Origin of the sequence: Pedobacter ginsengisoli (assembly GCF_002736205.1) — a bacterium.
In the GTDB taxonomy this organism is placed as follows: domain Bacteria; phylum Bacteroidota; class Bacteroidia; order Sphingobacteriales; family Sphingobacteriaceae; genus Pedobacter; species Pedobacter ginsengisoli_A.
The window spans coordinates 3,931,527-3,955,963 of the sequence record NZ_CP024091.1; the positions used below are offsets into that span (position 1 = coordinate 3,931,527).

The 24,437-nt window shown below is 38.9% G+C and carries 17 protein-coding genes; 16 read left to right on the forward strand and 1 reads right to left on the reverse strand.

Annotation, left to right across the window (positions count from 1 at the left end):
• The first annotated feature begins 55 nt into the window (after positions 1–55).
• The 11 genes from CPT03_RS16155 (at position 56) to CPT03_RS16205 (ending at position 11,424) form a co-directional block, all read left to right on the forward strand.
• Positions 56–589 (forward strand): YceD family protein, encoded by a 534-nt coding sequence (locus tag CPT03_RS16155; RefSeq protein ID WP_099439793.1) that lies wholly within the window; start codon positions 56–58, stop codon positions 587–589.
• Between the two features lie 18 nt (positions 590–607).
• Positions 608–799 carry a 50S ribosomal protein L32 gene (rpmF, locus tag CPT03_RS16160; RefSeq protein ID WP_084239301.1) on the forward strand — a complete coding sequence of 64 codons (192 nt, stop codon included), beginning with the start codon at positions 608–610 and terminating at the stop codon, positions 797–799.
• 98 nt (positions 800–897) lie between these two features.
• A complete protein-coding gene (gene plsX / locus CPT03_RS16165; protein ID WP_099439794.1) occupies positions 898–1,839 on the forward strand; it encodes a phosphate acyltransferase PlsX in 942 nt (313 codons plus the stop codon).
• A 9-nt stretch (positions 1,840–1,848) separates the two neighbouring features.
• Positions 1,849–2,838: a beta-ketoacyl-ACP synthase III gene (locus tag CPT03_RS16170; RefSeq protein WP_099439795.1), complete on the forward strand. Its 990-nt coding sequence runs from the start codon at positions 1,849–1,851 to the stop codon at positions 2,836–2,838.
• Between the two features lie 151 nt (positions 2,839–2,989).
• A complete protein-coding gene (gene accB, locus CPT03_RS16175) occupies positions 2,990–3,466 on the forward strand; it encodes an acetyl-CoA carboxylase biotin carboxyl carrier protein (RefSeq protein WP_099439796.1) in 477 nt (158 codons plus the stop codon).
• 119 nt (positions 3,467–3,585) lie between these two features.
• A complete protein-coding gene (gene accC, locus CPT03_RS16180) occupies positions 3,586–4,926 on the forward strand; it encodes an acetyl-CoA carboxylase biotin carboxylase subunit (protein ID WP_099439797.1) in 1,341 nt (446 codons plus the stop codon).
• 81 nt (positions 4,927–5,007) lie between these two features.
• A complete protein-coding gene (gene tatC / locus CPT03_RS16185) occupies positions 5,008–5,892 on the forward strand; it encodes a twin-arginine translocase subunit TatC (RefSeq protein WP_099439798.1) in 885 nt (294 codons plus the stop codon).
• Between the two features lie 38 nt (positions 5,893–5,930).
• Positions 5,931–6,368 carry a ribose 5-phosphate isomerase B gene (gene rpiB / locus CPT03_RS16190; protein WP_099439799.1) on the forward strand — a complete coding sequence of 146 codons (438 nt, stop codon included), beginning with the start codon at positions 5,931–5,933 and terminating at the stop codon, positions 6,366–6,368.
• Between the two features lie 45 nt (positions 6,369–6,413).
• Positions 6,414–8,015 (forward strand): M28 family peptidase, encoded by a 1,602-nt coding sequence (locus CPT03_RS16195; RefSeq protein ID WP_099439800.1) that lies wholly within the window; start codon positions 6,414–6,416, stop codon positions 8,013–8,015.
• 41 nt (positions 8,016–8,056) lie between these two features.
• Positions 8,057–9,445 carry a LutB/LldF family L-lactate oxidation iron-sulfur protein gene (locus CPT03_RS16200; RefSeq protein WP_099439801.1) on the forward strand — a complete coding sequence of 463 codons (1,389 nt, stop codon included), beginning with the start codon at positions 8,057–8,059 and terminating at the stop codon, positions 9,443–9,445.
• A gap of 2 nt (positions 9,446–9,447) precedes the next feature.
• Entirely contained in the window at positions 9,448–11,424 is a 1,977-nt protein-coding gene (locus CPT03_RS16205) for a thiamine pyrophosphate-dependent enzyme (RefSeq protein WP_099439802.1), read from the forward strand.
• Positions 11,425–11,454: 30 nt separating this feature from the next.
• Here the strand turns inward: CPT03_RS16205 and CPT03_RS16210 are convergent, their stop codons facing one another.
• Entirely contained in the window at positions 11,455–15,510 is a 4,056-nt protein-coding gene (locus CPT03_RS16210; protein ID WP_099439803.1) for a two-component regulator propeller domain-containing protein, read from the reverse strand.
• A 148-nt stretch (positions 15,511–15,658) separates the two neighbouring features.
• On the opposite strand from CPT03_RS16210, the gene CPT03_RS23255 reads away from it, so the two are divergent.
• From CPT03_RS23255 to CPT03_RS16235, 5 genes are all read left to right on the forward strand, one after another.
• Positions 15,659–17,050 (forward strand): SusC/RagA family TonB-linked outer membrane protein, encoded by a 1,392-nt coding sequence (locus CPT03_RS23255; protein ID WP_099439804.1) that lies wholly within the window; start codon positions 15,659–15,661, stop codon positions 17,048–17,050.
• Positions 17,017–18,936, forward strand: a complete 1,920-nt coding sequence (locus CPT03_RS23260) for a SusC/RagA family TonB-linked outer membrane protein (RefSeq protein WP_262497718.1) — start codon at positions 17,017–17,019, stop codon at positions 18,934–18,936. The genes CPT03_RS23255 and CPT03_RS23260 overlap by 34 nt, the downstream gene beginning before the upstream one ends.
• Before the next feature lie 10 nt (positions 18,937–18,946).
• A complete protein-coding gene (locus CPT03_RS16225; RefSeq protein ID WP_099439806.1) occupies positions 18,947–20,692 on the forward strand; it encodes a RagB/SusD family nutrient uptake outer membrane protein in 1,746 nt (581 codons plus the stop codon).
• A gap of 89 nt (positions 20,693–20,781) precedes the next feature.
• A complete protein-coding gene (locus CPT03_RS16230; RefSeq protein WP_099439807.1) occupies positions 20,782–22,230 on the forward strand; it encodes a right-handed parallel beta-helix repeat-containing protein in 1,449 nt (482 codons plus the stop codon).
• Between the two features lie 79 nt (positions 22,231–22,309).
• Entirely contained in the window at positions 22,310–24,367 is a 2,058-nt protein-coding gene (locus CPT03_RS16235; protein ID WP_099439808.1) for a glycoside hydrolase family 2 protein, read from the forward strand.
• The last annotated feature ends 70 nt before the right edge of the window (positions 24,368–24,437 follow it).

Here is a 24,437-nt window from a genome sequence, read left to right on the forward strand (position 1 = left end):
CATTTTCGAAATGTCAAATTAATTCTTACATTTGCGGGCTAAAATTTTGTTACAATTGAAACCATTAAAACAATTTTCAATCCCATTTACCGGTTTAAAAATTGGCAAACATCAGTTTGATTTTGAGATTGATAACAGCTTTTTTGATGCTTTTGAATACTCTTTAGTAAAAAAAGGAGCTTTAAAAGCAAGCGTTGAATTAGATAAGCAGGAGACAATGCTGATTTTACAGTTCCACATAGAGGGAATTATAATTTTAGACTGCGACAAATGCTTAGCCGATTTTGAGGCACCAATAAGTATACAGGAAAGGCAGATTGTAAAGTTTGCTGAAGATGAATTGGATAGTGATGATCTGGAGATTATTACCCTAAGTAAAAAAGAAAGTGAGATCGATGTATCAGAGCTTATTTATGAATTCATCACAGTATCTGTACCTTATATAAAAATCTGTGAGCAGGATGGCAATGGCCAGCTATGCGACCAGGAAATGATAGCAAGACTGGAAAGTCTTTCTGTAGGAACACAAAAAGAAGAAGAACAACAAAATGATGACCCGCGTTGGGCAGCATTAAAAAAATTAAAATAATAATTAAATAAATCAGCAATGGCACATCCAAAACGCAAGGTTTCTAAAAGCAGAAGAGATAAAAGAAGAACTCATTATAAAGCAGAAGCCCCTTCTTTAGCTACTTGTCAAACAACAGGTGCAATTCACACACCTCACCGCGCTTACAACGTTGATGGCAACTTGTACTACAACGGCAAATTGGTTATTGAAAACACATCAATAGGTTAATTTTCTGAAAAATAGTTTGTGTTTTAAGTCTTTGAAAGTTTAACTTAGAGACTGGAAACAAGGGTGATTTTACCTTATACACAAACTGATTTTTTACTATGAAAATAGGTCTCGATATAATGGGCGGAGACTATGCTCCTAAAGCAAATGTTTTAGGAGCAATAGCTGCCCATCCATTGTTATCTCCAGATGAGCAAATAGTTCTTATTGGAGATACGAAGCAGATAAAACCTTTACTCTCCGAAAACGGATTTGATCCGGATCTCTTTGAATATGTTCATACTGAGGAGGTAATAGGTATGGGTGAACATCCCACAAAGGCTATCGTTCAGAAGCCCAACTCCAGTATTTCTATAGGTTTCAATTTACTTAAAGAAGGTAAACTTGATTCATTTGCAAGCGCCGGTAATTCTGGGGCTATGCTTGTTGGTGCCGTTTTTAGTGTAAAAACTATTCCCGGAATCATCAGGCCATGCCTTTCAACTTTTTTACCCAAGCTTAGCGGTGGAGTAGGTTTAATGGTAGACGTAGGTGCGAACGCAGATTGCAAGCCTGATATTTTATTACAATTTGGTGTACTTGGAAGCTTATACGCCGAAAATGTAATGGGTATAGGTAACCCTAAAGTAGCACTGATGAACATTGGTGAGGAAGACGAAAAAGGAAATATGCTAAGTCTGGCAACTTTTCCCTTGATGAAAGACACCAATCTGTTTAACTTTATAGGTAATGTAGAAGGCAGGGATTTATTTAACGATAAAGCCGATGTTATTGTTTGTGATGGCTTTACAGGAAATGTAATGCTTAAACTTGCAGAGTCATTCTATGTACTAACTTTAAAAAGAGGTTTAAAAGATGAATTTTTTGACCGCTTTAATTACGAGAACTACGGCGGAAGCCCTGTTCTTGGAGTAAATGCTCCGGTTGTTATTGGACACGGAATTTCTAGTCCGACGGCAGTAAAAAATATGATATTACAGTCAAGAGACATGATTACTACAGGCTTGGTAGGCAAAATACAAGCCGCTTTTAATAATTAATATCAAAAAATGAGTAAAATTCATGCTGCGATTACGGCTGTTAATGGCTACGTTCCAGAATACGTGCTTACAAACAAAGAGCTAGAATCGATTGTAGACACTACGGATGAATGGATTACATCCAGAACAGGCATAAAAGAGCGCAGAATACTAAAAGGAGAAGGTTTAGGCACTTCTGATATGGCAGTACATGCCGTTAATGGCTTGCTTAAAAAACGTGGAATAACTGCTGAAGAGATTGAACTGATCATCTTCTGCACTACCACTCCTGATTTGCCTTTCCCTGCATCAGCTAATATACTGGCCGACAAAATCGGCGCAAAAAATGCGTGGGGTTATGACCTTCAGGCTGCTTGCTCAGGCTTTATTTACGGTGTTTCGACCGGAGCCCAGTTTATAGAATCGGGCAAACACAAAAAAGTACTGGTAGTTGGAGGCGATAAAATGTCGTCGATAATTAACTATGAGGACCGTACCACCTGTATTATTTTTGGGGATGGTTGTGGCGCAGTACTTTTGGAACCAAATGAAGAAGGTTTTGGCGTAATGGACTCAATCCTTAGAAGTGATGGCTCAGGCAGACAGTTCCTGCACCAGAAAGCTGGCGGATCTGCAAGACCTGCATCTCATGAAACAGTTGACAACAAAGAGCATTTCGTTTATCAGGAAGGTCAGGCAGTATTCAAGTTTGCGGTAACCAATATGGCAGATGTTGCTGCTGAAATTATGGACCGTAATAACCTTACCTCTGAAGATGTAAAATGGCTGGTTCCTCATCAGGCAAACAAACGCATTATTGATGCTACGGCTTCAAGAATGGGTGTTGGTTCTGAAAAGGTAATGATCAATATCCAACGTTATGGCAATACCACCAACGGTACTATTCCGCTATGTTTATGGGAATGGGAAAGCCAGTTGAAAAAGGGCGACAACATTATACTTGCAGCCTTTGGCGGTGGTTTTACATGGGGGTCGGTTTATTTAAAATGGGCTTATTAAATTATTAATCAGATTACAACTTAAAGACTGTTAACTCATTAAGAGCAGCATTTATTGATTTATTGAATGCAAACTCATGATGATTTTAATATAATTAATCATAACTTAGTTAATCTAAAAACACATTGTTTTCTTAAAATAACACCAAAAAATGGATATCAAACAAATTCAGGAACTTATTAAATTTGTTTCTCGTTCGGGCGTAAATGAAGTCGCAATTGAGCAAAAAGACTTCAAGATCACTATTAAAACAAATCAGACCCCAACAGTTGTTCATGCTACTGTTCCAGCTCCTGTTGTTACATCTGCAATCCCTGCAGCTGCGGCTCCACAACCGGTGTCAGCTACAGAAACCAAAGCAGCACCTGCAGCTGAAGATACTTCGAAATACATTACTATTAAATCTCCAATGATCGGGACATTCTATCGCTCATCAAGTCCTGATAAACCATCATTTGTAAATGTTGGCGACGAGGTTTCTACAGGTAAAGTTATCTGCATTATTGAGGCAATGAAATTGTTCAATGAAATAGAAAGTGAAGTTTCTGGAAGAATCGTAAAAGTACTTGTTGATAATGCATCACCAGTTGAATACGATCAGCCATTGTTTTTAGTAGAACCAATTTAATCCGTCATGCTAAATTTCAGTGTTAAATAAATGCTGAAATGGTGCGCGTAGCATTCTTGAAAACAAAAAATCAATAAATACTACTCCTGATTATTCAGGATGACGAAAAGGAAAAATATATGTTTAAGAAAATATTAATTGCCAACAGGGGTGAGATCGCCTTGCGAATTATTCGCACCTGTAAAGAAATGGGCATTAAAACGGTTGCTGTATATTCTACTGCCGACAGAGAAAGCTTACATGTGCGCTTTGCTGATGAGGCTGTTTGTATAGGGCCGCCACCAAGTAAAGATTCTTACCTGAGCATTCCTAATATTATATCTGCTGCTGAATTAACAAATGCAGATGCAATTCACCCAGGTTATGGATTTCTATCAGAGAATGCTAAATTCTCTTCTGTTTGCCGTGATTACGGGATTAAATTTATTGGTGCAACACCTGAGCAAATCAATTCTATGGGCGACAAAGCTTCGGCCAAAGAAACTATGAAGCAAGCAGGTGTGCCTACTATTCCAGGATCTGAAGGATTACTGGAAAGTGTTAAAGAAGGAATAAAATTAGCTAACGGGATGGGTTATCCGGTTATCTTAAAAGCTACTGCCGGTGGTGGTGGCCGTGGTATGCGTGTGGTATGGAAAGATGAAGATTTTGAGAACGCATGGGATAGTGCCAGACAAGAATCGGGTGCTGCTTTTGGTAACGACGGATTATATTTAGAAAAATACATTGAAGACCCTCGTCACATCGAGATCCAGATTATTGGTGATCAGTATGGCAAGGCTTGTCACTTATCTGAGCGTGATTGTTCAATTCAACGTCGCCATCAGAAACTTGTAGAAGAAGCCCCTTCTCCTTTCATGACTCCTGAGTTAAGAGAGAAAATGGGTGAAGCTGCAATTAAAGGTGCAATTGCGGTACAATACGAAGGTGCGGGTACCATAGAATTCCTGGTTGATAAACACCGCAATTTCTATTTCATGGAAATGAATACCCGTATTCAGGTTGAGCATCCGGTTACTGAAGAAGTAATTAACTACGATTTGATCAAAGAACAAATTAAAGTGGCTTCAGGCGTTCCTATTTCAGGTAAAAACTATATGCCTGATATGCATGCAATTGAATGCAGGATCAATGCTGAAGACCCTTTTAACAATTTCAGACCTAGTCCGGGTAAAATAACTAACTTCCATTCACCAGGTGGCCATGGTGTAAGAGTTGATACACATGTTTATGCCGGATATCAGATTCCGCCTAACTACGACTCTATGATTGCTAAATTGATCTGCGTGGCACAAACACGTGAAGAAGCAATTAGTACTATGGAGCGTGCTTTAAGTGAATTTGTTATTGAGGGTGTAAAAACTACGATACCTTTTCATTTAAAATTGATGAAAGATCCTAACTTTAGGGCTGGTAATTTTACCACGAAGTTTATGGAAACCTTCGAATTTTCAGAATAGAAAAAACTATTTATAAGATTTAAAGCGTAAATACCATTCTGAATAAAATAGAATGGTATTTTTGTTTTACAAATAACGTACATGAGTGATACTAAAAAAAGGGACCTGATTGGTGCTATAAAAGAAAAAGGGAAAACATTAGAAGCGGAAATGTCTTTCTTTGACCACATTGACGTACTTAGAAAGCATTTATTGCGTGCTTTGGGTGTTGTACTGGTTCTAACCATTGGAGCATTTTACTATACAGATTTTATTTTTAATACGATCATTATGGGGCCCAAAAACCCCACCTTCTGGACCTATCGTATGATGTGTAAACTGGTAGAACGCTTCCCGTCTATCGGTCCTGAGTTTTGTATCACAAAAATTGATGCAAAAATCATCAATACTGAGATGGCCGGACAGTTCACACTTCAGTTGAACTCATGTGTTATGGTAGGAATTATATTGGGTATCCCCTACTTGTTGTTTGAGCTTTGGTTATTTGTTAAACCTGCACTACACGAAAACGAAAGAAAATCTGCAAGTGGCTTTGTTGCTTTTGCTTCCTTTCTGTTTTTCCTGGGTATAATGTTTGGATATTATATCATTTGTCCGCTTTCTATTAACTTCCTTACCAACTTCACTGTAAGTCCTGAGATTCAAAACACCTTTACAATTGATTCTTACCTTTCATCTGTAATGACCTTAACTTTAGGTTCGGGAGTGATATTTCAGTTACCGGTTATCATCTTTATCTTATCGAAATTAGGCATCATGACCCCTGCATTTATGCGTGCCAGCAGAAGATACTCAACAGTACTTATTTTAATAATTGCTGCCGTAGTTACCCCTACTGCTGATCCGTATACGATGCTTATTGTTGCCCTTCCCTTATTCTTACTTTATGAATTGAGTATCTTTATATCGGCAAGCATAGAGAAGAAAAGGAACAAGGATATTTATGGTGTAGCCAAGGTAAAATAGGCTTTAAAAAATATTTTAATTTAATAACAACGTTTAAAATGTCAACAGATAAAATAAAAATTGCAATTGGTGCTGATCACGCAGGTTTTGAATACAAAGAATTATTAAAATCATACCTTACTGATTATGAGGTTAAAGATTTTGGAACTTATTCAACCCAATCTGTTGACTATCCTGATTTTGCACACCCGGTAGCTTCGGCAGTTGAAAGCGGTGAATATGCTTTCGGCATTTTGGTATGCGGAAGTGCAAACGGAGTTGCCATTACGGCAAATAAGCATCAGCAAATAAGGGCAGCAATTTGCTGGCTTAATGAACTTGCCGCCCTTGCCAGACAACATAACAATGCGAATGTTTTGTGTATCCCTGCCAGATTTGTTTCAGAAGATCTTGCAAAGGAAATGGCAACTACCTTCATTAATACTCCTTTTGAAGGAGGTCGACATGAAGGAAGAGTTGGAAAAATATCCTGCTAAAGATCAATCAAAATAAAAAGACCTAAAAAATTTAATCTGGCCAGCATGAAAAAGCAACTTTTATACTCAAGTTTTTTACTACTTATTGGTTGTACCGCTGTTGCACAGAATAGGGACGCCATAAAATTCAGTCAAACCATTAATAAAGATAATGCTTACAAACATTTGTCTGTATTAGCATCTGATGAATATGAAGGTAGGGAAACAGGGAAAAAAGGCGGCTGGATGGCGGCAGAATATATTAAGAATCATTTTAAAAGCATTGGCTTAAAAGGGCCCGTAGCCGGTGATTATTTTCAGCCGATTAATCTTGTATCCTATGGCCTTTCGCAAATAGTAACGGTTGATGGCCAGCCTGCAGAGGCTTTGAATGATTTTTTCATTATGCCTAAAACAGTTTCGGCCAAGGGTTTTGCTTTTAATGCAAATAGCATCCTTTTTGCCGGATATGGTTTAACCAAAGATGGATATAATGACTTTGTTGATCAAACACTCACCGGTAAGGTAGTGATGATTTTTAAGTCGGGCGAACCTGGTTCTACCGCCCCTGCCACGGCATCATTAAGAAATTCAAGTGCTTTAAACGCGAAACTTAAATACCTTGCTGAACAAAATGCCCAGGCGGTTCTGCTTATTGATCCACTTGTAGACAATATGCCTGATAATGTAAGGGGCTATCTGCAATCGGAAGAAATGGTATTGAAGAATAAGGAAACTACGGATCGTATGGAGGTTGCTCAACCTATGCCGGTTATTTCTATAGGAACAGCACTTGCCAATAAAATTCTTGCCGGAGCAAGCACAAGTATAGAAACGCTTAAAAAGAAAATTGCCGATAGTGGAAAGCCATCCTCGCAGGAAATAAAAATCAGTGTTTGTGCCAGTGCCACCAAAGTAGAAAATAAAGTTAGAGCAGAGAATGTTTTAGGTTTCCTGGAAGGTTCTGACCCTAAATTAAAACGTGAAGTTTTAGTAATAACAGGCCATTATGATCATATAGGGATAACACCTGATGCTAAGGGCGACGACAAAATTAATAACGGCGCTGATGATGATGGCTCTGGTACTACAGGTGTACTCTTAATAGCGGAGGCCTTTGCAAAAGCAAAAAAAGCAGGCAAGGGACCTAAAAGGAGCATCTTGTTTATGACTGTTACAGGTGAAGAAAAGGGATTACTTGGATCGGAATGGTATTCTGAAAATCCGGTTTTCCCATTGGAAAATACAATAACAAACCTAAACATAGATATGATTGGCCGCGGAGACAAGGCACACGAAAGTGATAATAACTTCGTTTACATCATTGGATCAGATATGTTAAGCTCAGATCTGGATAGGATTGGTAAAAAAGCTAATAAAACTTACGTCAACATTAACCTTGATGAAAAGTACAATAACCGTACAGATCCTAATCAGTTCTATTATCGTTCTGACCATTACAACTTTGCCAAACATGGCATTCCGGTAATATTTTATTTTAACGGTGTACATGACGATTACCATATGCCAGGAGATGAGGTGAGTAAAATAGATTTTCCTATGCTTGCCAAAAGGGCCAAATTGGTTTATTTTACGGCATGGGAGCTTGCAAATGGGCTAAAACGCCCTGTGGTTGATAAAAACGACGACGGTACCCCAAAGATGTAATATTGGGTGAATTGAATTGGTAAAAAAAACAGGCGACAAGGATGGGTATATCAGAGGATTTTTTGGAGAAGGCGGATGAAAAAGCCTTCGATTTAGGACATCGCAACACTATAAACCATAACATTGGCAAGTATAATGTTGCCGTTGAACGTGGATTATCCAAATTTGAAAATTTAGAAAACTCCAAAAGAAAAGCGCACGTAATTAAGTGGCGTGTTATGGAGAACCTGGATAAGTTCTTGCCTGAGTTTGAATCCAATTTTCAGCGCAGAGGTGGCAAAGTGATCTGGGCAAATGATACTAATGAGGCTCAAAAAGAAATTCTGAATATCATTAAAAGAAATGGTGGCAAAACGGTTATAAAATCGAAATCAATGACCACCGAGGAAATTCATTTAAATGAATTCCTGGAAAAGAATGAAATAGAATCGCTGGAAAGTGACCTTGGCGAATATATAGTTCAATTACTGGGGCAGCCCCCCTACCATATTGTAACACCTGCAATGCACTTAAATAAAGAGGACATTGCAAAATTGTTTCATGAAAAGTTTGGTACTCCTCTAGATTATACACCACAACAGCTTACCCAAAAAGCGCGTGAACTTTTAAGGGATAAATACCTGAAAGCCGATATTGGAATTAGTGGCGGGAATTTTTTAATAGCCGATACCGGGAGCATTGCGTTAACTGAAAATGAAGGTAATGCCAGGCTATGTACAACTTTTCCGAAAATTCATATTGCCATTGTTGGCATTGAAAAGATTATTCCTTCGATGGCCGATCTAGACCTTTTCTGGCCACTTTTGGCCAGTCATGGAACAGGACAAAATCTAACCGTTTACAATACCATTCTAAGTGGCCCCAAACGAGGTGAAGAAACCGATGGCCCGGAGGAAATGTATGTAATACTACTGGATAACGGACGTACCAATTTACTTGCTCAAAAAGAGCAGCGCCAGGGTTTGTATTGCATCCGCTGTGGTGCCTGCCTAAATGCCTGCCCGGTTTACAAAAATATTGGTGGCCATACTTATAACACCACTTACAGTGGCCCGATAGGTTCTATTATTACCCCACATCTTAGGGGGATGAAAGACTTTAAGCACTTAAGCTATGCATCAAGCCTTTGTGGAAAATGCTCTGAAGTATGCCCCGCTAAAATAGATATCCATAAAATGCTGTTGCTTAACAGAAGGGATGCCGCTGCAAACCACGACAACACTAAAGTGGAAGAGGTAGGCTGGAAAATCTGGAAGGTAGGAATGTTAAAAAGATCCAGAATGGATTTCCTCAGTGGAAAAATCAAAAACTTTTTCCTCAAAAATCTATTCAGAAAAATATGGGGTAAGTATCGCTCTATGCCGGTAATATCTCCAAAATCTTTTGCAAAGCAATGGGAAGAAAAAAATAAGGAATCTAAAAACTTATAAGCATGACCTTCGACCGAAAAGACAAAAGTGACAGCGCATTATTAAACTTTTATAAGCGTTTACTTTATCCAAGAATGGTCGAAGAGAAAATGTTAATACTGCTTCGTCAGGGTCGTATAGGCAAATGGTTTTCAGGAATCGGCCAGGAAGCAATTGCTGTAGGCAGTACCATGGCAATGCAAGCTCAGGAATACATTCTTCCCATGCACCGGAACCTTGGTGTATTTACCACCCGCGATATCCCTTTGCGAAAGCTGATGGCACAGTGGCAGGGCAAAGTTACAGGCTTTACAAAAGGCAGAGACCGTTCATTTCATTTTGGAACTCAGGACTACAAAATTATTGGAATGATATCTCATCTTGGCCCTCAAATGGCATTGGCCGATGGGATTGCACTGGCAGACTTAATTGAACAAAAAGAAAAGGCCACGCTGGTATTTACAGGTGAAGGGGCAACAAGCGAAGGTGATTTTCATGAAGCCTTAAATGTTGCAGCGGTATGGAATTTACCTGTCATTTTCCTTATAGAGAACAACGGCTACGGGCTTTCTACTCCTATTAATGAGCAATTTAAATGCAAAAATCTGGCAGATAAGGCTGTAGGATATGGAATAGAAGGAATGCAAATAGATGGAAATAATATTCTTGAGGTTTACGACACCATAAATTCAGTAGCCGACGCTATCCGTAAAAATCCAAGACCGATTCTTATTGAATGCCTTACATTTAGAATGAGAGGTCATGAGGAAGCATCGGGCACCAAATACGTTCCTCAGGAACTATTTGATGAATGGGCTGCGAAAGATCCGCTAAAAAACTTTGAACAGTACCTACTTGAACAACATGTTATTACTGAAACCCTTGTTCAGGAAATAAGAACCTCATTTAAAGCAGAGATTGAAACAGAAGTAGAAATGGCATTTCAGGACCCGGAACCTGTTGCCGATATACAAACAGAGCTTAATGATATGTATTCGCCATACCAGTTTGAAGCTGTTGAACCAACTGACTCTGTTAGTGAAATGCGCTATTTAGATGCAATTACAGATGCCTTGAAAACCGGTATGACAAAATATAAAAATCTTGTTTTAATGGGTCAGGATATCGCTGAATACGGTGGTGCATTTAAAATTACCGATGGTTTTGTAAATGAATTTGGCAAAGCAAGAGTCAGAAATACACCCATCTGCGAATCGGCTATTGTGGGTACCGGCCTGGGCCTTTCAATAAACGGATATAAAGCAGTTGTAGAGATGCAGTTTGCAGATTTTGTTACCTGTGGTTTTAATCAAATCGTGAATAACCTGGCAAAAACCCACTACAGGTGGGCAGAAAAAGCCGATGTGGTAGTCCGCATGCCCACAGGAGCGGGAACCGGTGCAGGTCCTTTCCACTCCCAAAGCAATGAAGCCTGGTTTACCAAAACACCCGGGCTAAAAGTGGTTTATCCGGCCTTTCCCTATGATGCGAAAGGATTGCTGCTGGCAGCAATTGATGATCCCAATCCGGTAATGTATTTTGAACATAAATACCTTTACAGAAGTTTGAATGGAAACGTACCATCGGGATATTATAATATAGAAATCGGAAAAGCCAGCATTTTAAAAAATGGAACACAGCTAACCATCATAACTTACGGATTAGGTGTTCACTGGGCGCTTTCTTATCTTGATTTAAATCCTGACATTTCAGCCACTCTGATAGATTTACGAAGTTTGCAGCCGTGGGACAAAGAAACTGTTGCCACAGCTGTTAAAACCACCGGCAGGGCTTTGATTTTACATGAAGATACCTTAACCTGCGGATTTGGCGCTGAGTTGGCCGCATGGATTTCTGAACATTGCTTTAAATATCTTGACGCCCCGGTTATGCGATGTGCAAGTGCCGACACCGCTATACCTATGAGTAAAACGCTTGAAGATAGCTTCCTTGCAAAAAGTAACCTGGCAGATACTGTTAAGCATTTGTTGGCTTACTAGATTGATTTCTTTTATTACACAAATCTTATTTTAAATATATTCACTTGGGGTTTTGCCAAATTGTTTCTTAAATTCCCTACTAAAATATTTACGATCTGTAAAGCCAACCATATATCCAATTTCATATACAGTATACTGCTTTTGTTTTAGTAATTGCGCGGCTCTTTTCAAGCGGATGGACTTAGAAAAATCATTAACTGACATATCTGTCAGTGCTTTGAGTTTTTTATATAATACAGATTGGCTCATACCTATTTTTTGAGATAACAGATCTACACCTAAATTTTCATCATCCATATGATCCTCAACTATAGTGATCAGTTTAGATAGAAACTCCTTATCTAAAGGGTTTACAACAGCCTGACTAGGTTCTAGTAAGAGTAATTTACTGAATTTGCTCCTCATTGTCTCCCGTGCCTGGAGAAGATTGTTCACATGGAGCTGAAGGATTTTACTGCTAAACGGTTTTGTTAAATAAATATCAGCGCCATTAGTTAACCCACTTATCTGATCGGTTTCCGAACTTTTGGCAGTTAACAGTATCACCGGGATATGGCTGGTCCGTTCATCTGTTTTTAGATGATTACAAAGGGTAAAGCCATCCATCTTTGGCATCATTACATCACTAATAATAAGGTCGGGAATCTCTTCAGTTGCTCTGTTCCAGCCTTCTAATCCATCTTTACTAATAATTACGTGATAGTCTGTTTCCAGCGTTTCTTTAATCATTTCCTGCAGTTCGGGATGATCTTCAGCAATTAAAATGGTTCTGTTATGCTTTACTCCAATTCTCTCACTTGAATCAACAGAATCCATTTTTTGAGCCGGGGCCTTTTGTACCTCGGTTTCTGTATTAAAAGATGATATATCCTTTAGATAACTTGCATTTTGTAAATGCTGATTTTCTTTTTGAAGCGTGACCGTAAAGTTGGTGTATCCCTGTTGGTTATCCGTCATCACCCTACTGGAGACCTCAATACGCCCTTTATGTAGTTCTACAATATTTTTTGCCAGTGCAAGTCCTATACCATAACCCGTATTTTGTATATGATGATCCTCTACCTGAAAAAAGTTAGTGAAGAGCCGCCCCAAATATTCAGGGGCAATTCCCGGCCCAGTATCTTCTATGTCGACAAATACCTGGTCATTCTGGATATTAACCCTCACCGTTATGCTGCCACCTTTAGGCGTAAACTTAAAAGCATTGGATATGAGGTTAAAAAAAACTTTTTCCAATTGTTCTTTATCAAAAGAAACTATTATTTCTTCTATAGGCAAGACTAAATTGAAGGCAATATTTCTTTTAATCGAAAGCTCCTCGAAAGAAGAATAGATTCCTCTGATGAAAGGGATAAAATCAGAACTTGCAACTTTCAACTTTAGATTCTTAGTTTCCGCCTTTCTGAAATCCATTAATTCACTTACTAGCCTAAGCAATCGATCAGCATTGTTTTTTACCGTATTCAGCTGTTTGTTAATAACTATATTGTGTTGTGTTCCCTCAAGAATTTTTTCGATTGGGGCCATAATCAATGTAAGGTGAGTGCGGATTTCATGGGATACATTCATAAAAAAATTGAGCTTTATCTGATGCAATTCTTCGTCTTTGGTAAGCAATTGTTTTAGATAAAAATACCGGGTAATAAAAAACAAGATTATACTAAGCAAAACTGCATAAATGCAAAATGCCCACCATTGTTTCCAGAATGGAGGGAGTATAGCTATATTTATACTGCCAGGGGAGCTCCACACACCATCATTATTTGCTCCTTTAACCAGAAGCTTATAAGTTCCGGAAGGCAAATTAGTATAAGTAGCCAACGGAATGTTTGTCTCAACCCATTGACTATTTACACCCTCTAATTTATAAGCATATTTGTTTTTGTTTGATTTGATGTAATTAAGAAGGGCAAACTCAATTGTAAAAATATTTTGATTGTGCTTAAACTGAAGATGATCAGTATAACTAATGTCTTCTTTTAATAACCCATTAAATGCGCCAATAGCAACAGGGATATTAAACAGTGTCAATCTAGTAAATACAATAGGCGCACGAAACTCATTTTTTTTTATCTCATTAGGGAAAAAGTGAGTAACACCATTATAGCCACCAAAAAACAGCTCCCCATTTCTGCTTTTAAAGAATGAATTATAATTAAATTCATCCCCGGCCATTCCGTCGCTGGTTGAATAAGTCTGAAATATTTTAGTTTCGGGATCAAATTTTGATAAACCATTGGAAGTGCTGATCCATAATTTATGTTTCGCATCTTCCAGTATGCCCACTACATTGTTATTGGAAAGCCCGTCTTTGGTGGTATAGGTTACCGTAAAGAACTTCCGACCAGCATCATATCTAGCTAGTCCACCATAATAAAGGCCGACCCATATATTGCCCTTAGCATCTTCTTGTATGCAATTAATATAGTTCGAATTGGTACTTACACTATTGCTCCCTTTCGGAAGCTTGAATGACAATAGCGTATTGGATTTTTTTGAGTAAAGAAATAGTCCTGTTGTTGTGGCAATCCAGATCTCCCCTCTGGAATCCTTAAAGAGTACTTTGATGTTTTTATTGCCGAAAAGCCTAAGCTTGTCTGAACTGTGATTAATTTTTAGTTCATTATTATCCTGATTAAACAGCCTGAGTCCAGTTTGGCTCCCCACCCACAGCACGTTATCACTGTCCTCAAATATCGCAACAATTTCAGATCTGGTTTTGTTAATGTCACTTTTATTTATTGAAAACCTCCGGAAATTATTTTGTGAAGGGTTGAATAAATTCAGGCCCCCACCATGTGTCCCAACCCAAAGATTCTGATTCCTGCCCTTATAAATTACTTTTACCAAATTTGATCCTAAACTGCGGGGGTTATTGGGCTCATAAAGGTAAGCTCCAAATTTTTTAGTTGCCCGATTAAAATAATTCAAACCTCCTCCTTCAGTTGCCATCCATAAATTATCCTGGTTGTCCTCAAGGATAGAACTAACAACATTATGATTAAGGCCAGGCAGTTGTTCATTGTGCTGCCAGCTTTTGAAATTCGTTGAGGAAGCATAATTGACATTCACCCCGCCGTAATAGGTACCTATCCAGATTGAGCCATTGTAATCCTGATACAAGCTGTAGGTAGAATTCTGATTAAGGCTTCGCCTATTTGACTTACTATGCTGAACGGTTTTAAATTCTTTAGTGTCCGGATCAAGAATACTAATTCCTTCCTGGGTTCCAATCCATAGCCTACCAGATTTATCCTTAATCATCTTTCTTATAGCATTATGGACCAAGCTGTTACTGTTTTTCCGATCATGAACAAACCGAGTAAAGGAAGTTGCATTTTTACGAAGCAAATTAAGTCCTCCGTTTTCTGTAGCAATCCATAAATCCCTATTCTGGTCTTCAATAATCCCGGTAATTGAATTGTCACTTATACTTCCCGGGTCTTTACTGTTAACAAAAGTATTAACCACTGAAATCTGCTGATCAAACCATACTTTAATCAAGCCGGCATTAGTGCCAATCCATAAAAACCCTTCTGCATCTTCTTGTAAACTCAGAATTTCACCCCTGGCAATTTGCTTTTGCAGGCCAAGGTGCTCAGCATAAATAAATCTGCTGGCACTTCCGGTTACCGACAAATAAAGCCCATTGCTTGTCCCGACCCATAACCGTTTTTTCTTATCCTCATAAATACACCTGATGAAATTCGGTTCTGGTTTCGTTCTTGGCGGTAAGAGATATATCCTTTCAAAAGAATTTTTCCGGGGAGCAAATTTATTAAGTCCATTAGCCGTGCCTACCCATAATATACCTTTACTATCGGTATGCAGTGTGGTGATATAATCATCAGTAAGTGTCGTGGTATCAGCCTCAAAACTTTTGTACAGTCGAAAATGTATACCATCATATCTGTTGAGGCCAAACCTAGACCCATACCACATAAAGCCTCTGCTATCCTGTGTGATCGCGAATATTGAATTCTGAGATAATCCATCCTCAGCCATGAGGTGACTAAAAACAAGCTCTTGTCCTTTACAGCATAGTTGTACCAGTATAAATGACAGCAGTAAGATGGTTTGTTTCATTATTCCAGTATCAAAAATAGATTTTCACCCCAAATAAACAGAATCCTCCCCCCGGATATCCTTTGAATCCCTTCAACTTTACCTCTGGTCTAACATTACTATTAGGCTACAAATAAACAAAATAACCAAACAACTAAATCAACATTGTATGAAAAAACTTGACTCAAACTTTAGGGGGTTTGATTTAAAATGTCCAGTACTGTTACTGGGTATTTTCATTATCTTCTTTCTACCACTTGTTACCAAAGGTCAAAGTAGAACCGTAACAGGAATTGTTACTGATGCGCAACAAATACCTATGCCGGGTATTACAGTAGTTATAAAGAATTCTAAAAATGTGACTCAAACCGATGCAGAAGGACGCTACCAGATTGCTGCAACCACAGCAGACGAGCTAGAGTTCTCGTATATAGGATTCGATACGCAAACCATTAAAGTAGGCGATAAAACAACCATCAATATTACTTTGCTGTCATCTACAACAGGCCTGGATGAAGTTGTAGTAGTTGGTTATGGAATGCAGAAGAAAGTAAACCTTACCGGTTCTGTTGCCACAATTGAATCAAAATCACTTGAAAATCGACCAATTACAAACGTGTCGTCTGCCTTAGCTGGATTGGCCCCCGGTGTATTCGTTCGACAATCATCAGGCCGGCCTGGATCTGATGGCGCAACTATACGTATCAGGGGCACAGGAACGCTAAATAGTAACAACGCACTGGTAATAATAGATGGAATACAGGGTGTCATGGATGCCGTAAACCCTGAAGATATCGAGAGCATTTCTGTGTTAAAAGATGCAGCTTCAGCCTCAATATATGGTTCTCTTGCTGCAAATGGGGTTATACTAATTACCACTAAAAAAGGGTCGAAGAAGAAGACTGTGGTGACCTATAGTGGAATCCTTTCCCAAACACAACCAAGCAATCTGCCAACATTTGTGTCGGATTATGTTACGCACATGAACCTTGTAAATGAAGGTTACCGAAATCTAGGTCAAAACAATATATATACCCAGGCAACTATTGATACCTGGACTGATGCTAATCAAAATCCAACGGGAGTGAATAGTCTCGGTGTACCCAATAATATAGCCTATCCAAACACGAACTGGGGTGATGTAATTTTTCAAAATAAGGTGCTTCAGAACCATAATGTTTCTTTAAATGGCGGAGCAGAGAACATCAGCTTCCTGTTATCCGCAGGCTACCTTGGAAATCCAGGAACCATGAAGAACACTGAGCTTAACAGATATCAGTTCAGAGCAAACGTTGAGGCCAAAGTAACTAAATTCTTAACGGTTGGAACACAAACTTTTGCTTCCATGCAAACTGCAGGAATGGCAAATACAGCAAATGCATTTAACTTTCTGCGTCAAACCACGCCTGGTGTCTATCCAGTTCTTGATGGAAAGTATGGTTTCCCTCAGGCTCCGGAAGAATCAGCTACAGCCAACAATATCCTTACCTATTTAAACAGTACGGGGGGAGTGACAGGGAATCAAGAATTAATACAACTTTGTATGCAAACCTGGACCTAGTCAAAGGGCTAAAACTAGAATCCAGGTTTAACTATCAGGCACGCTTTGGTGAAAATAATTCTCATAGTATACCTAATGAAAGATGGAACTTTGCTACAAATGAGCTGAAAAGTCCGGCTGCACAGCCAGGTCAGCTGAGCACAAATTATTCATTTGATAAAAACTATACGCTCACTGTAGATAACGTATTACGTTACAATACAACTATCGGTCCGAATCATGAGATTGGGGCACTTGTAGGCTATAATCAAAATTATTATAACTACTATGATTTTAATGCAAGCAAGTTAGGTCTGATTGATGCAGACATTACCACTCTTGGGTCAGCTACAACCATGAGCAGCATTGGTGGTCAGGAGTATGACAGATCTATGAGATCTTGGTTTGGTCGTGCAAACTATGCTTTCAAGCAGCGCTATCTCCTGGAGGCAGTAGTTAGGTATGATGGCTCTTCGCGTTTTGCCTCAGCAACCAGATGGGGATTCTTTCCAGCCTTCTCGGCGGGATGGAGAATTTCAGAAGAAAATTTTATAAAAGGGCTAAATGACTACATTGGTAATCTAAAGCTTCGCGCTTCGTGGGGACAAACCGGAAATAATGCATCTGGAGAATACGACTATCAGGCCACTTACAGCAAACAGAATTATTCTTTTAATAATGTTGCGGCTACCGGCTTAGCCCAAAATAAAATTGCCAACAAGGATTTGAAATGGGAAACCACTACAGTTACAAATATTGGCCTTGATGGAACTTTATTTAAAGGGGCAATGAATTTTGAGTTGGATTGGTACAATAAAAAAACAACTGATATACTTTTTACCCCACCCATCCCAATTACTGCCGGGACAGCCAGTGCACCTACCAGAAACATCGCTGCAGTACTTAATCAGGGTATTGAGGTAACGCTGGGTTACCAGGGAAGCGCTGGAAATGTTAAGTATTCTGCATCCGGTAACTTTGCCTACAATTACAATAGGGTAACCAAATACAAAGGACAATTCCAGGAATCATATTCAACTGACACACAAGGAAATATGATTTATTCCACCAATCTTGGCAGTGTATCCAGCGGAGGTACAGAGCGTATTTTAGAAGGGCATAAAATCAATGAATATTATCTATATAGTCTATATAAGGGTGATGGTAGTTATAAAAATGCAGATGGCTCAGTTAATATCAACGGTGGCCCCAAAGATGGAATGATTAGAACACCTGCCGATATGGATTGGGCAAATGCAATGCTCTCCGCAGGATATAAGTTCCTTCCTGGAAACACGATAAGTAAAAGCCGAATATACTACGGCGATTTTATCTATGCGGATAATAATGGCGATGGTAGTTATGGAAATACGTTTGACAAGCAATTCACCGGTGCATCTTCTACACCAAAGTATAATTTTGGCCTTCAGGCATCAGCTTCCTGGAAAGGCATTGATATTTTCATGCTTTGGTCGGGTAGTGCAGGTATGAAGTATTACTGGAATGCAATAGGATACAACAACTCAATCGTATCATTAGGTAATGCGGTAAGCACTTTAATTGCTAATGATCATTATTATTACAATGAAGCTAATCCTAATGATCCAAGTAACAACATTACTGCTACAAATCCACGGTTAAAAAACACTAGTGATGCCCAAAATGGATTAGATAGTAGGTTCTATCTATACAACGCATCGTATGTAAAACTTAAAAACTTGCAACTTGGTTACACACTCCCAGAAAAGTTAACTAAAAAAGCCGCCATCAGTAGAGCGCGGTTATACTTATCAGGAGAAAATCTGTTCACCATAACAAATTACCCTGGACTAGATCCTGAAATCGGTGCTGGTGTCAACTATCCTACCATGAGACAATACTCTCTTGGCTTAAACATTACATTTTAATAAGATAATCATGAAGAAAATATTTAATATTTTAATAGTCATAGCAGTACTTACAGGATGTAAAAAAGATCTGCTGGATACAGAACCTTATGGTTCAATTGCCTCCTCAAATATGTGGACAACTGATAACTTAACAGATCTTGGTGTTACAGGAGTTTACGCTGCACTCAATTCTTCTACCGTAGCAGGCCGCGACCTTTATCAAATGGATCAATACAGTTATACTGGACAAACCCGTGATGTTCAATCCTTAATGGCAGGTACAATTACTCCAGGAAACGGTTTGTTTAGCGGCAATTGGCGGGGCTTATATGAGGGTATCCAACGGGCGAACGACGCTATAAAGAACCTACCAACCTCCCCTTCAGCAAACGAGAAAAAAGCACGATATATAGCTGAATGCAAGTTTCTAAGGGCATATTTTTACTTCCGTTTAAACCAGCTATGGAAAGGTGTACCTATTTATTTGGAGCCTTTTACCGATACTGAGGCTACCAAAGGACGCTCAACAGAGGAGGAAGTCTGGAACCAAATCATCGCTGACCTGAATGATTGCATTGCAGAGCCAAATCTACCTCAGAAATATACAAAGGGGAATGCTAATTTTGGCCATATCACCAAGGGTGCCGCATATGCTCTAAGAGGAAAAGCTTATCTATATCAAAAAAAATGGATCCTTGCCTCAGCCGATTTCAGCAAGGTAAAAGAAGCCGGTTATACCCTGTTTAGTGACTATAAATCTTTATTTAAAGAGGCGAATGAACAAAGCGATGAAATGATCTTTACCATCCAAAACATTAGTCTTGCAGGATTTGGATCATCAACACAATGGTATTGCGGTACCCGCTCATCATTCGGTTCTTGCTGGAACACTTATTTAGTTTCTCCTAATCTGGTTGACCTCTATGATAATGCCGACGGTACTTTATTTAATTGGGAACAGGTGATTCCGGGTTATTCAGCAATGAGCCCCGCCAAACGCGAAGTATTCTTTTTGAGAAACAATCTCTCAGCAGCGGAAATTACTGCCGCAACAGCCAGAGGAGCAGAAATGAGCTTATACCTGCCACAAGGAAATGAGGAAAGGATTAAAGCTGCATATGCCAATAGAGACGGACGTTTGGCGGCAAATGTTATCACTCCATATTCCATCTATAATGGTGTAAATGGTGCAACAAATTCTGCAGTTACCTCGCGTTGGCCTTACAGATCGGATGCCTTAACTACCGCAGATCTGCGCTCTGATACACAAAGTCTTTTCTATTACCTATACAGAAAATTCGTTTATGAAGGAAACTCAGAGATTATTGATAGAAATTATGGTCCGATTGATTTTCCAATTATTCGCTATGCCGATGTACTGCTTATGTGGGCCGAGGCAATCAATGAACAGGGATTCAATCAGGAAGCTGTAAATTTGGTAAATCTTGTTAGGGCAAGAGGCGGAGTAGCACCGCTTCAGTCTTTTGATCCGACAGCTCCTGCTTATGTTGCAGACCAAATAACAATGAGGGAACGAATCAGAAACGAACGAAGAATAGAATTTCCAAATGAAGGTATCAATTACTTTGATGAACTTCGCTGGATGACACTGAAAGAAAAAAGTTTCAAGAGCGGAAATGGAGTAAAACAAGTTTGGGGTGCCAATGTAAGCAGTTATGATTATATGGGTGACCAGCTATATAATTGGCCGATTCCTCAGGTAGAAATTGAGATGAATAGCAATCTGAAACAAAATCCCGGGTGGGCAAATTAATTAGAGTACATCTGCTGCGGTTAATTAACTGTAGCAGATGTGTTTTTACGTGTATAGTTTGACACCTGCCTTTTAACCTTTTAATAGATATGAAAAGAGAACATTTAACCCATTGTTTGATGCTAATATTAATTACAGCATTTGCAATCTATAATTTGCAGGCCAAAAATTTGACAAAGCCTGTAACCTATTATGTAGATCATAAAAATGGCGACGACTCCCAATCTGGATCTACAGAAAAACAGGCTTGGAAAAGCCTCGAACGGGTTAACAAGGCAAGTTTTAAACCTGGTGATCAAATCCTTTTTAAACGAGGAGGTAAATGGGAAGGCCAGTTGGTTCCTCAGGGCTCAGGCTCTCAATTGTCGCCTATTACTATTGGTACCTACGACAAAGGACCGATGCCTGCAATTGCTGCGGCAGGCAAATTCCGGGACGTAATTTTGCTAAAGAACCTGAGTAACATCATTGTTCAGGACCTCGACCTGTCAAACACAGATTCTACTGTAAGAGAGCAAAAGACCGGTCCTACTGGTGTAAGGGTAATGGCAGAAGATATAGGTACCATATCTAATATCAAATTAACAAATTTATATATACATGATATTAATGGTGACAATAAAAAAGGGAGCAAAGAAGGTCATGGAATATTTTGGGACTGCCAGGGGCCAAAGCAAAGTAACATAGAAAATCTGCAGATTGAATATTGTAAAGTCGTACGGGTAGATCGGAATGGAATCAGGGGAAATGGAACTTTCGCCTTTCGCGATAATTGGTTTCCAAACAAGAACCTCATCATAAGAAACTGTTCGCTTAAAGATATAGGAGGTGATGGAATTGTTATAAAAGGATTTGATGGCTCAGTAATTGAGCACAACAAATTATTCCATATCAGAACCCGTGCTAGAGACAATGCAGTTGGGATATGGCCACATAGCAGTGACAATACCCTTATTCAATTCAACGAGGTTGCATTTACAAAAAATCAAGATTGGTCTAATGACGGGCAGTCGTTTGATATTGATGGTAATTGTAACAATACCATCATCCAAAACAACTATAGTCATGATAATGAAGGCGGTTTTATGCTGGTCATCTCAGATGCGATAAATGCTAAAAGCAGCATGACAAAAAACAGTATAATTAGAAATAACCTAAGCATTAATGATGGTCATAACAGAAAACGTCTTTTCAACTTTGCTCTGGTAACTGACAGCACACTTGTTTCAGGGAATCTATTCTATAATGACTCGAAAGATATGGTAAACATGGAACTTATTGATATTGAACATGGCGTTCCAAAGAATGTAATTTTCGAAAATAACATTTTTCATTACGGGGGCAATGTCGCAGGCATTTTCACTAAATCAGACAAGCAATATGTAGCGATTACCTGGAAGGGCAACTGCTTTGATGGAAACATCACCGGAAAAAATAAACTGTTAAATGTAACTGAAAGCAAAACATCTTTAACCAATAAAGACACCAAACAATATCCCTGGAATCTTCTTAAAAAGCTAAAAGTAAAAATGCACTAGTCATTTTACCCCCTCAATTCATCAATCTGGCAAGCTTCTGGAAGTTTGGTCAAATATTAATACTCACGACAAATACAATATGCGCAACAGAAATACTATTGTTTTACTTATCCTTTTTTTATTGAATGCTCCACCTGCAGAAGCTGCTTTGACTCATGCCAGAGAAACAAACAGAATTATCATACCATTGAACAATGGCTGGCAATTCTATTTCGCCTATAACTTCGAAACAAATATTAAAAAAGATTTGGTTAATTTACCACATACCTGGAATGCTGCCGAGGTTTTAAATGGTGTGGCGGATTATAAAAGAACTTCAGCAGTTTATGAAAATAAGCTTAATGTTGCAGACAACTGGAAAGGAAAACGCCTTTTCCTTTATTTTGAGGGAACGAACAGTGTAGCAACCTTATTGATAAATAATAAGTTTGTAACTGATCATCAGGGAGGCTATACTGCATTTTGTGCTGAAATAACGAATTTTATTACCCCTGGAGAAAATTCTATAACTGTGCAGGTAAGTAATGCTTACAGGCAGGATGTAATACCATTACATGGCGATTTTAATGTATATGGAGGTATACATCGTCCAGTCTCTTTAATTATTACCAATCAAAATTGCATTAGCCCCTTAGATTACGGTAGTCCGGGCATATATATCAAGCAAAAAAATCTATCTGCCCAATCCGCAAACATCGAAGTCTTAAGTAAGCTATCAATATTAAATAGAAAGAGCCTAAGGCTCAAAACTATCATTTATGATAAGGATAAAAAACCCGTATCATCTGTAATTACCAAAATTAATTCAGAAAATGAGTTGAAACAAGACCTACACATAAATAAACCGCACTTATGGGAAGGGAAAGCTTCCCCCTACCTTTACGCCGTAGAGGTAAGCCTGCTACAAGATGAGGTGACCATTGACAAGATAGTTCAACCCCTGGGATTACGCAGTTTCCTTGTTGAACCAAATAAAGGGTTTTTTCTTAATGGAAAATATCTCAATCTATATGGTGTTGGTCGACATGAGGATGTTTCCGGTCGGGGATCTGCGCTGACTATTGAGGACCAATATAGAGACATGAGCCTTATTCAAGAACTCGGAGCAACTTCGGTTCGTTTAACACATTATCCCCAGAATAAGCTTTTTTATAACCTAAGTGACAGTGCCGGCCTTATTTTGTGGACGGAGATCCCCTTTGTTGGCCCCGGTGGATATAATGGAACCGGGTACATAAAAAATGAAAAACTAGAAGCAAACATAAGAAAAACACTTAGGGAGATGATCAGGCAAAATTATAATCATCCTTCAATATTTTTCTGGGGCCTGTTTAATGAGCTAAAACTAAATTACGATAACCCTCAGCCTTTTATCAACGAATTAAATGTACTTGCAAAAAAAGAGGACCCAGACCGCTTAACAACATTGGCATCAAACCTAGGTAGTGATACATTTACAGACTTAAGTGATTTGATGGGCTGGAACCAATATTTTGGCTGGTATGATGGGGTTTTTGAGCAGGTAGGAACATGGGCAGATGAAATACATCGGGCCCTGCCAAACAAACCAATATCAGTCAGCGAATATGGAGCCGGAGCAAGCCCCTTTAAACATACTGAAGAGCTCCAAAAGCCAGTTCCGAAAGGAAGATTTCATCCTGAAGAATGGCAGACTGCCTTTCATGAAAAACACTGGGCAGAGTTCAAAAAGCGCCCATATATATGGGGAAAATATGTTTGGGTACTGGCTGATTTCGGGTCATCAATACGGACAGAAGGAGACCAAGATGCGATTAACGATAAAGGACTGCTGACTTACGACAGAAAGATAAAAAAGGATGCTTTTTATTTTTATAAAGCAAACTGGAACCCTGAGCCAGTACTGTACATTTCAGAGCGCAGGAACACCAAGCGCACCAAATCTCTGACGAGTATAAAGGTTTTTTCCAATGGGAAAAAAACAGAATTACTGGTTAATGGAAAGAGTTATGGCAAAAAAGAAAAGAATGAGCTCAATACTATTGTGTGGGATAACATACCACTGCAGGAAGGAAAAAATAAGATCGTAGTAAAATCTCAAATAAAGGGAAAGTGGCTGCAAGACAGGTGTGAATGGTATTTAACAACTGCGACATAATTCCAACACCAGGAATTTTGACAGTTCATAATTTCGGGATTAACTTGGCATGATAATAGCCTGTCAATTA

What these genes read in the sequence shown, in the direction of transcription:
- rpmF (WP_084239301.1), top strand. Translation starts at nt 608, where the DNA reads ATGGCACATCCAAAACGCAAGGTTTCTAAAAGCAGAAGAGATAAAAGA.
- plsX (WP_099439794.1), top strand. Translation starts at nt 898, where the DNA reads ATGAAAATAGGTCTCGATATAATGGGCGGAGACTATGCTCCTAAAGCA.
- CPT03_RS16170 (WP_099439795.1), top strand. Translation starts at nt 1,849, where the DNA reads ATGAGTAAAATTCATGCTGCGATTACGGCTGTTAATGGCTACGTTCCA.
- accB (WP_099439796.1), top strand. Translation starts at nt 2,990, where the DNA reads ATGGATATCAAACAAATTCAGGAACTTATTAAATTTGTTTCTCGTTCG.
- accC (WP_099439797.1), top strand. Translation starts at nt 3,586, where the DNA reads ATGTTTAAGAAAATATTAATTGCCAACAGGGGTGAGATCGCCTTGCGA.
- tatC (WP_099439798.1), top strand. Translation starts at nt 5,008, where the DNA reads ATGAGTGATACTAAAAAAAGGGACCTGATTGGTGCTATAAAAGAAAAA.
- rpiB (WP_099439799.1), top strand. Translation starts at nt 5,931, where the DNA reads ATGTCAACAGATAAAATAAAAATTGCAATTGGTGCTGATCACGCAGGT.
- CPT03_RS16195 (WP_099439800.1), top strand. Translation starts at nt 6,414, where the DNA reads ATGAAAAAGCAACTTTTATACTCAAGTTTTTTACTACTTATTGGTTGT.
- CPT03_RS16200 (WP_099439801.1), top strand. Translation starts at nt 8,057, where the DNA reads ATGGGTATATCAGAGGATTTTTTGGAGAAGGCGGATGAAAAAGCCTTC.
- CPT03_RS16205 (WP_099439802.1), top strand. Translation starts at nt 9,448, where the DNA reads ATGACCTTCGACCGAAAAGACAAAAGTGACAGCGCATTATTAAACTTT.
- CPT03_RS16210 (WP_099439803.1), bottom strand. Translation starts at nt 15,510, where the DNA reads ATGAAACAAACCATCTTACTGCTGTCATTTATACTGGTACAACTATGC.
- CPT03_RS23255 (WP_099439804.1), top strand. Translation starts at nt 15,659, where the DNA reads ATGAAAAAACTTGACTCAAACTTTAGGGGGTTTGATTTAAAATGTCCA.
- CPT03_RS16225 (WP_099439806.1), top strand. Translation starts at nt 18,947, where the DNA reads ATGAAGAAAATATTTAATATTTTAATAGTCATAGCAGTACTTACAGGA.
- CPT03_RS16230 (WP_099439807.1), top strand. Translation starts at nt 20,782, where the DNA reads ATGAAAAGAGAACATTTAACCCATTGTTTGATGCTAATATTAATTACA.
- CPT03_RS16235 (WP_099439808.1), top strand. Translation starts at nt 22,310, where the DNA reads ATGCGCAACAGAAATACTATTGTTTTACTTATCCTTTTTTTATTGAAT.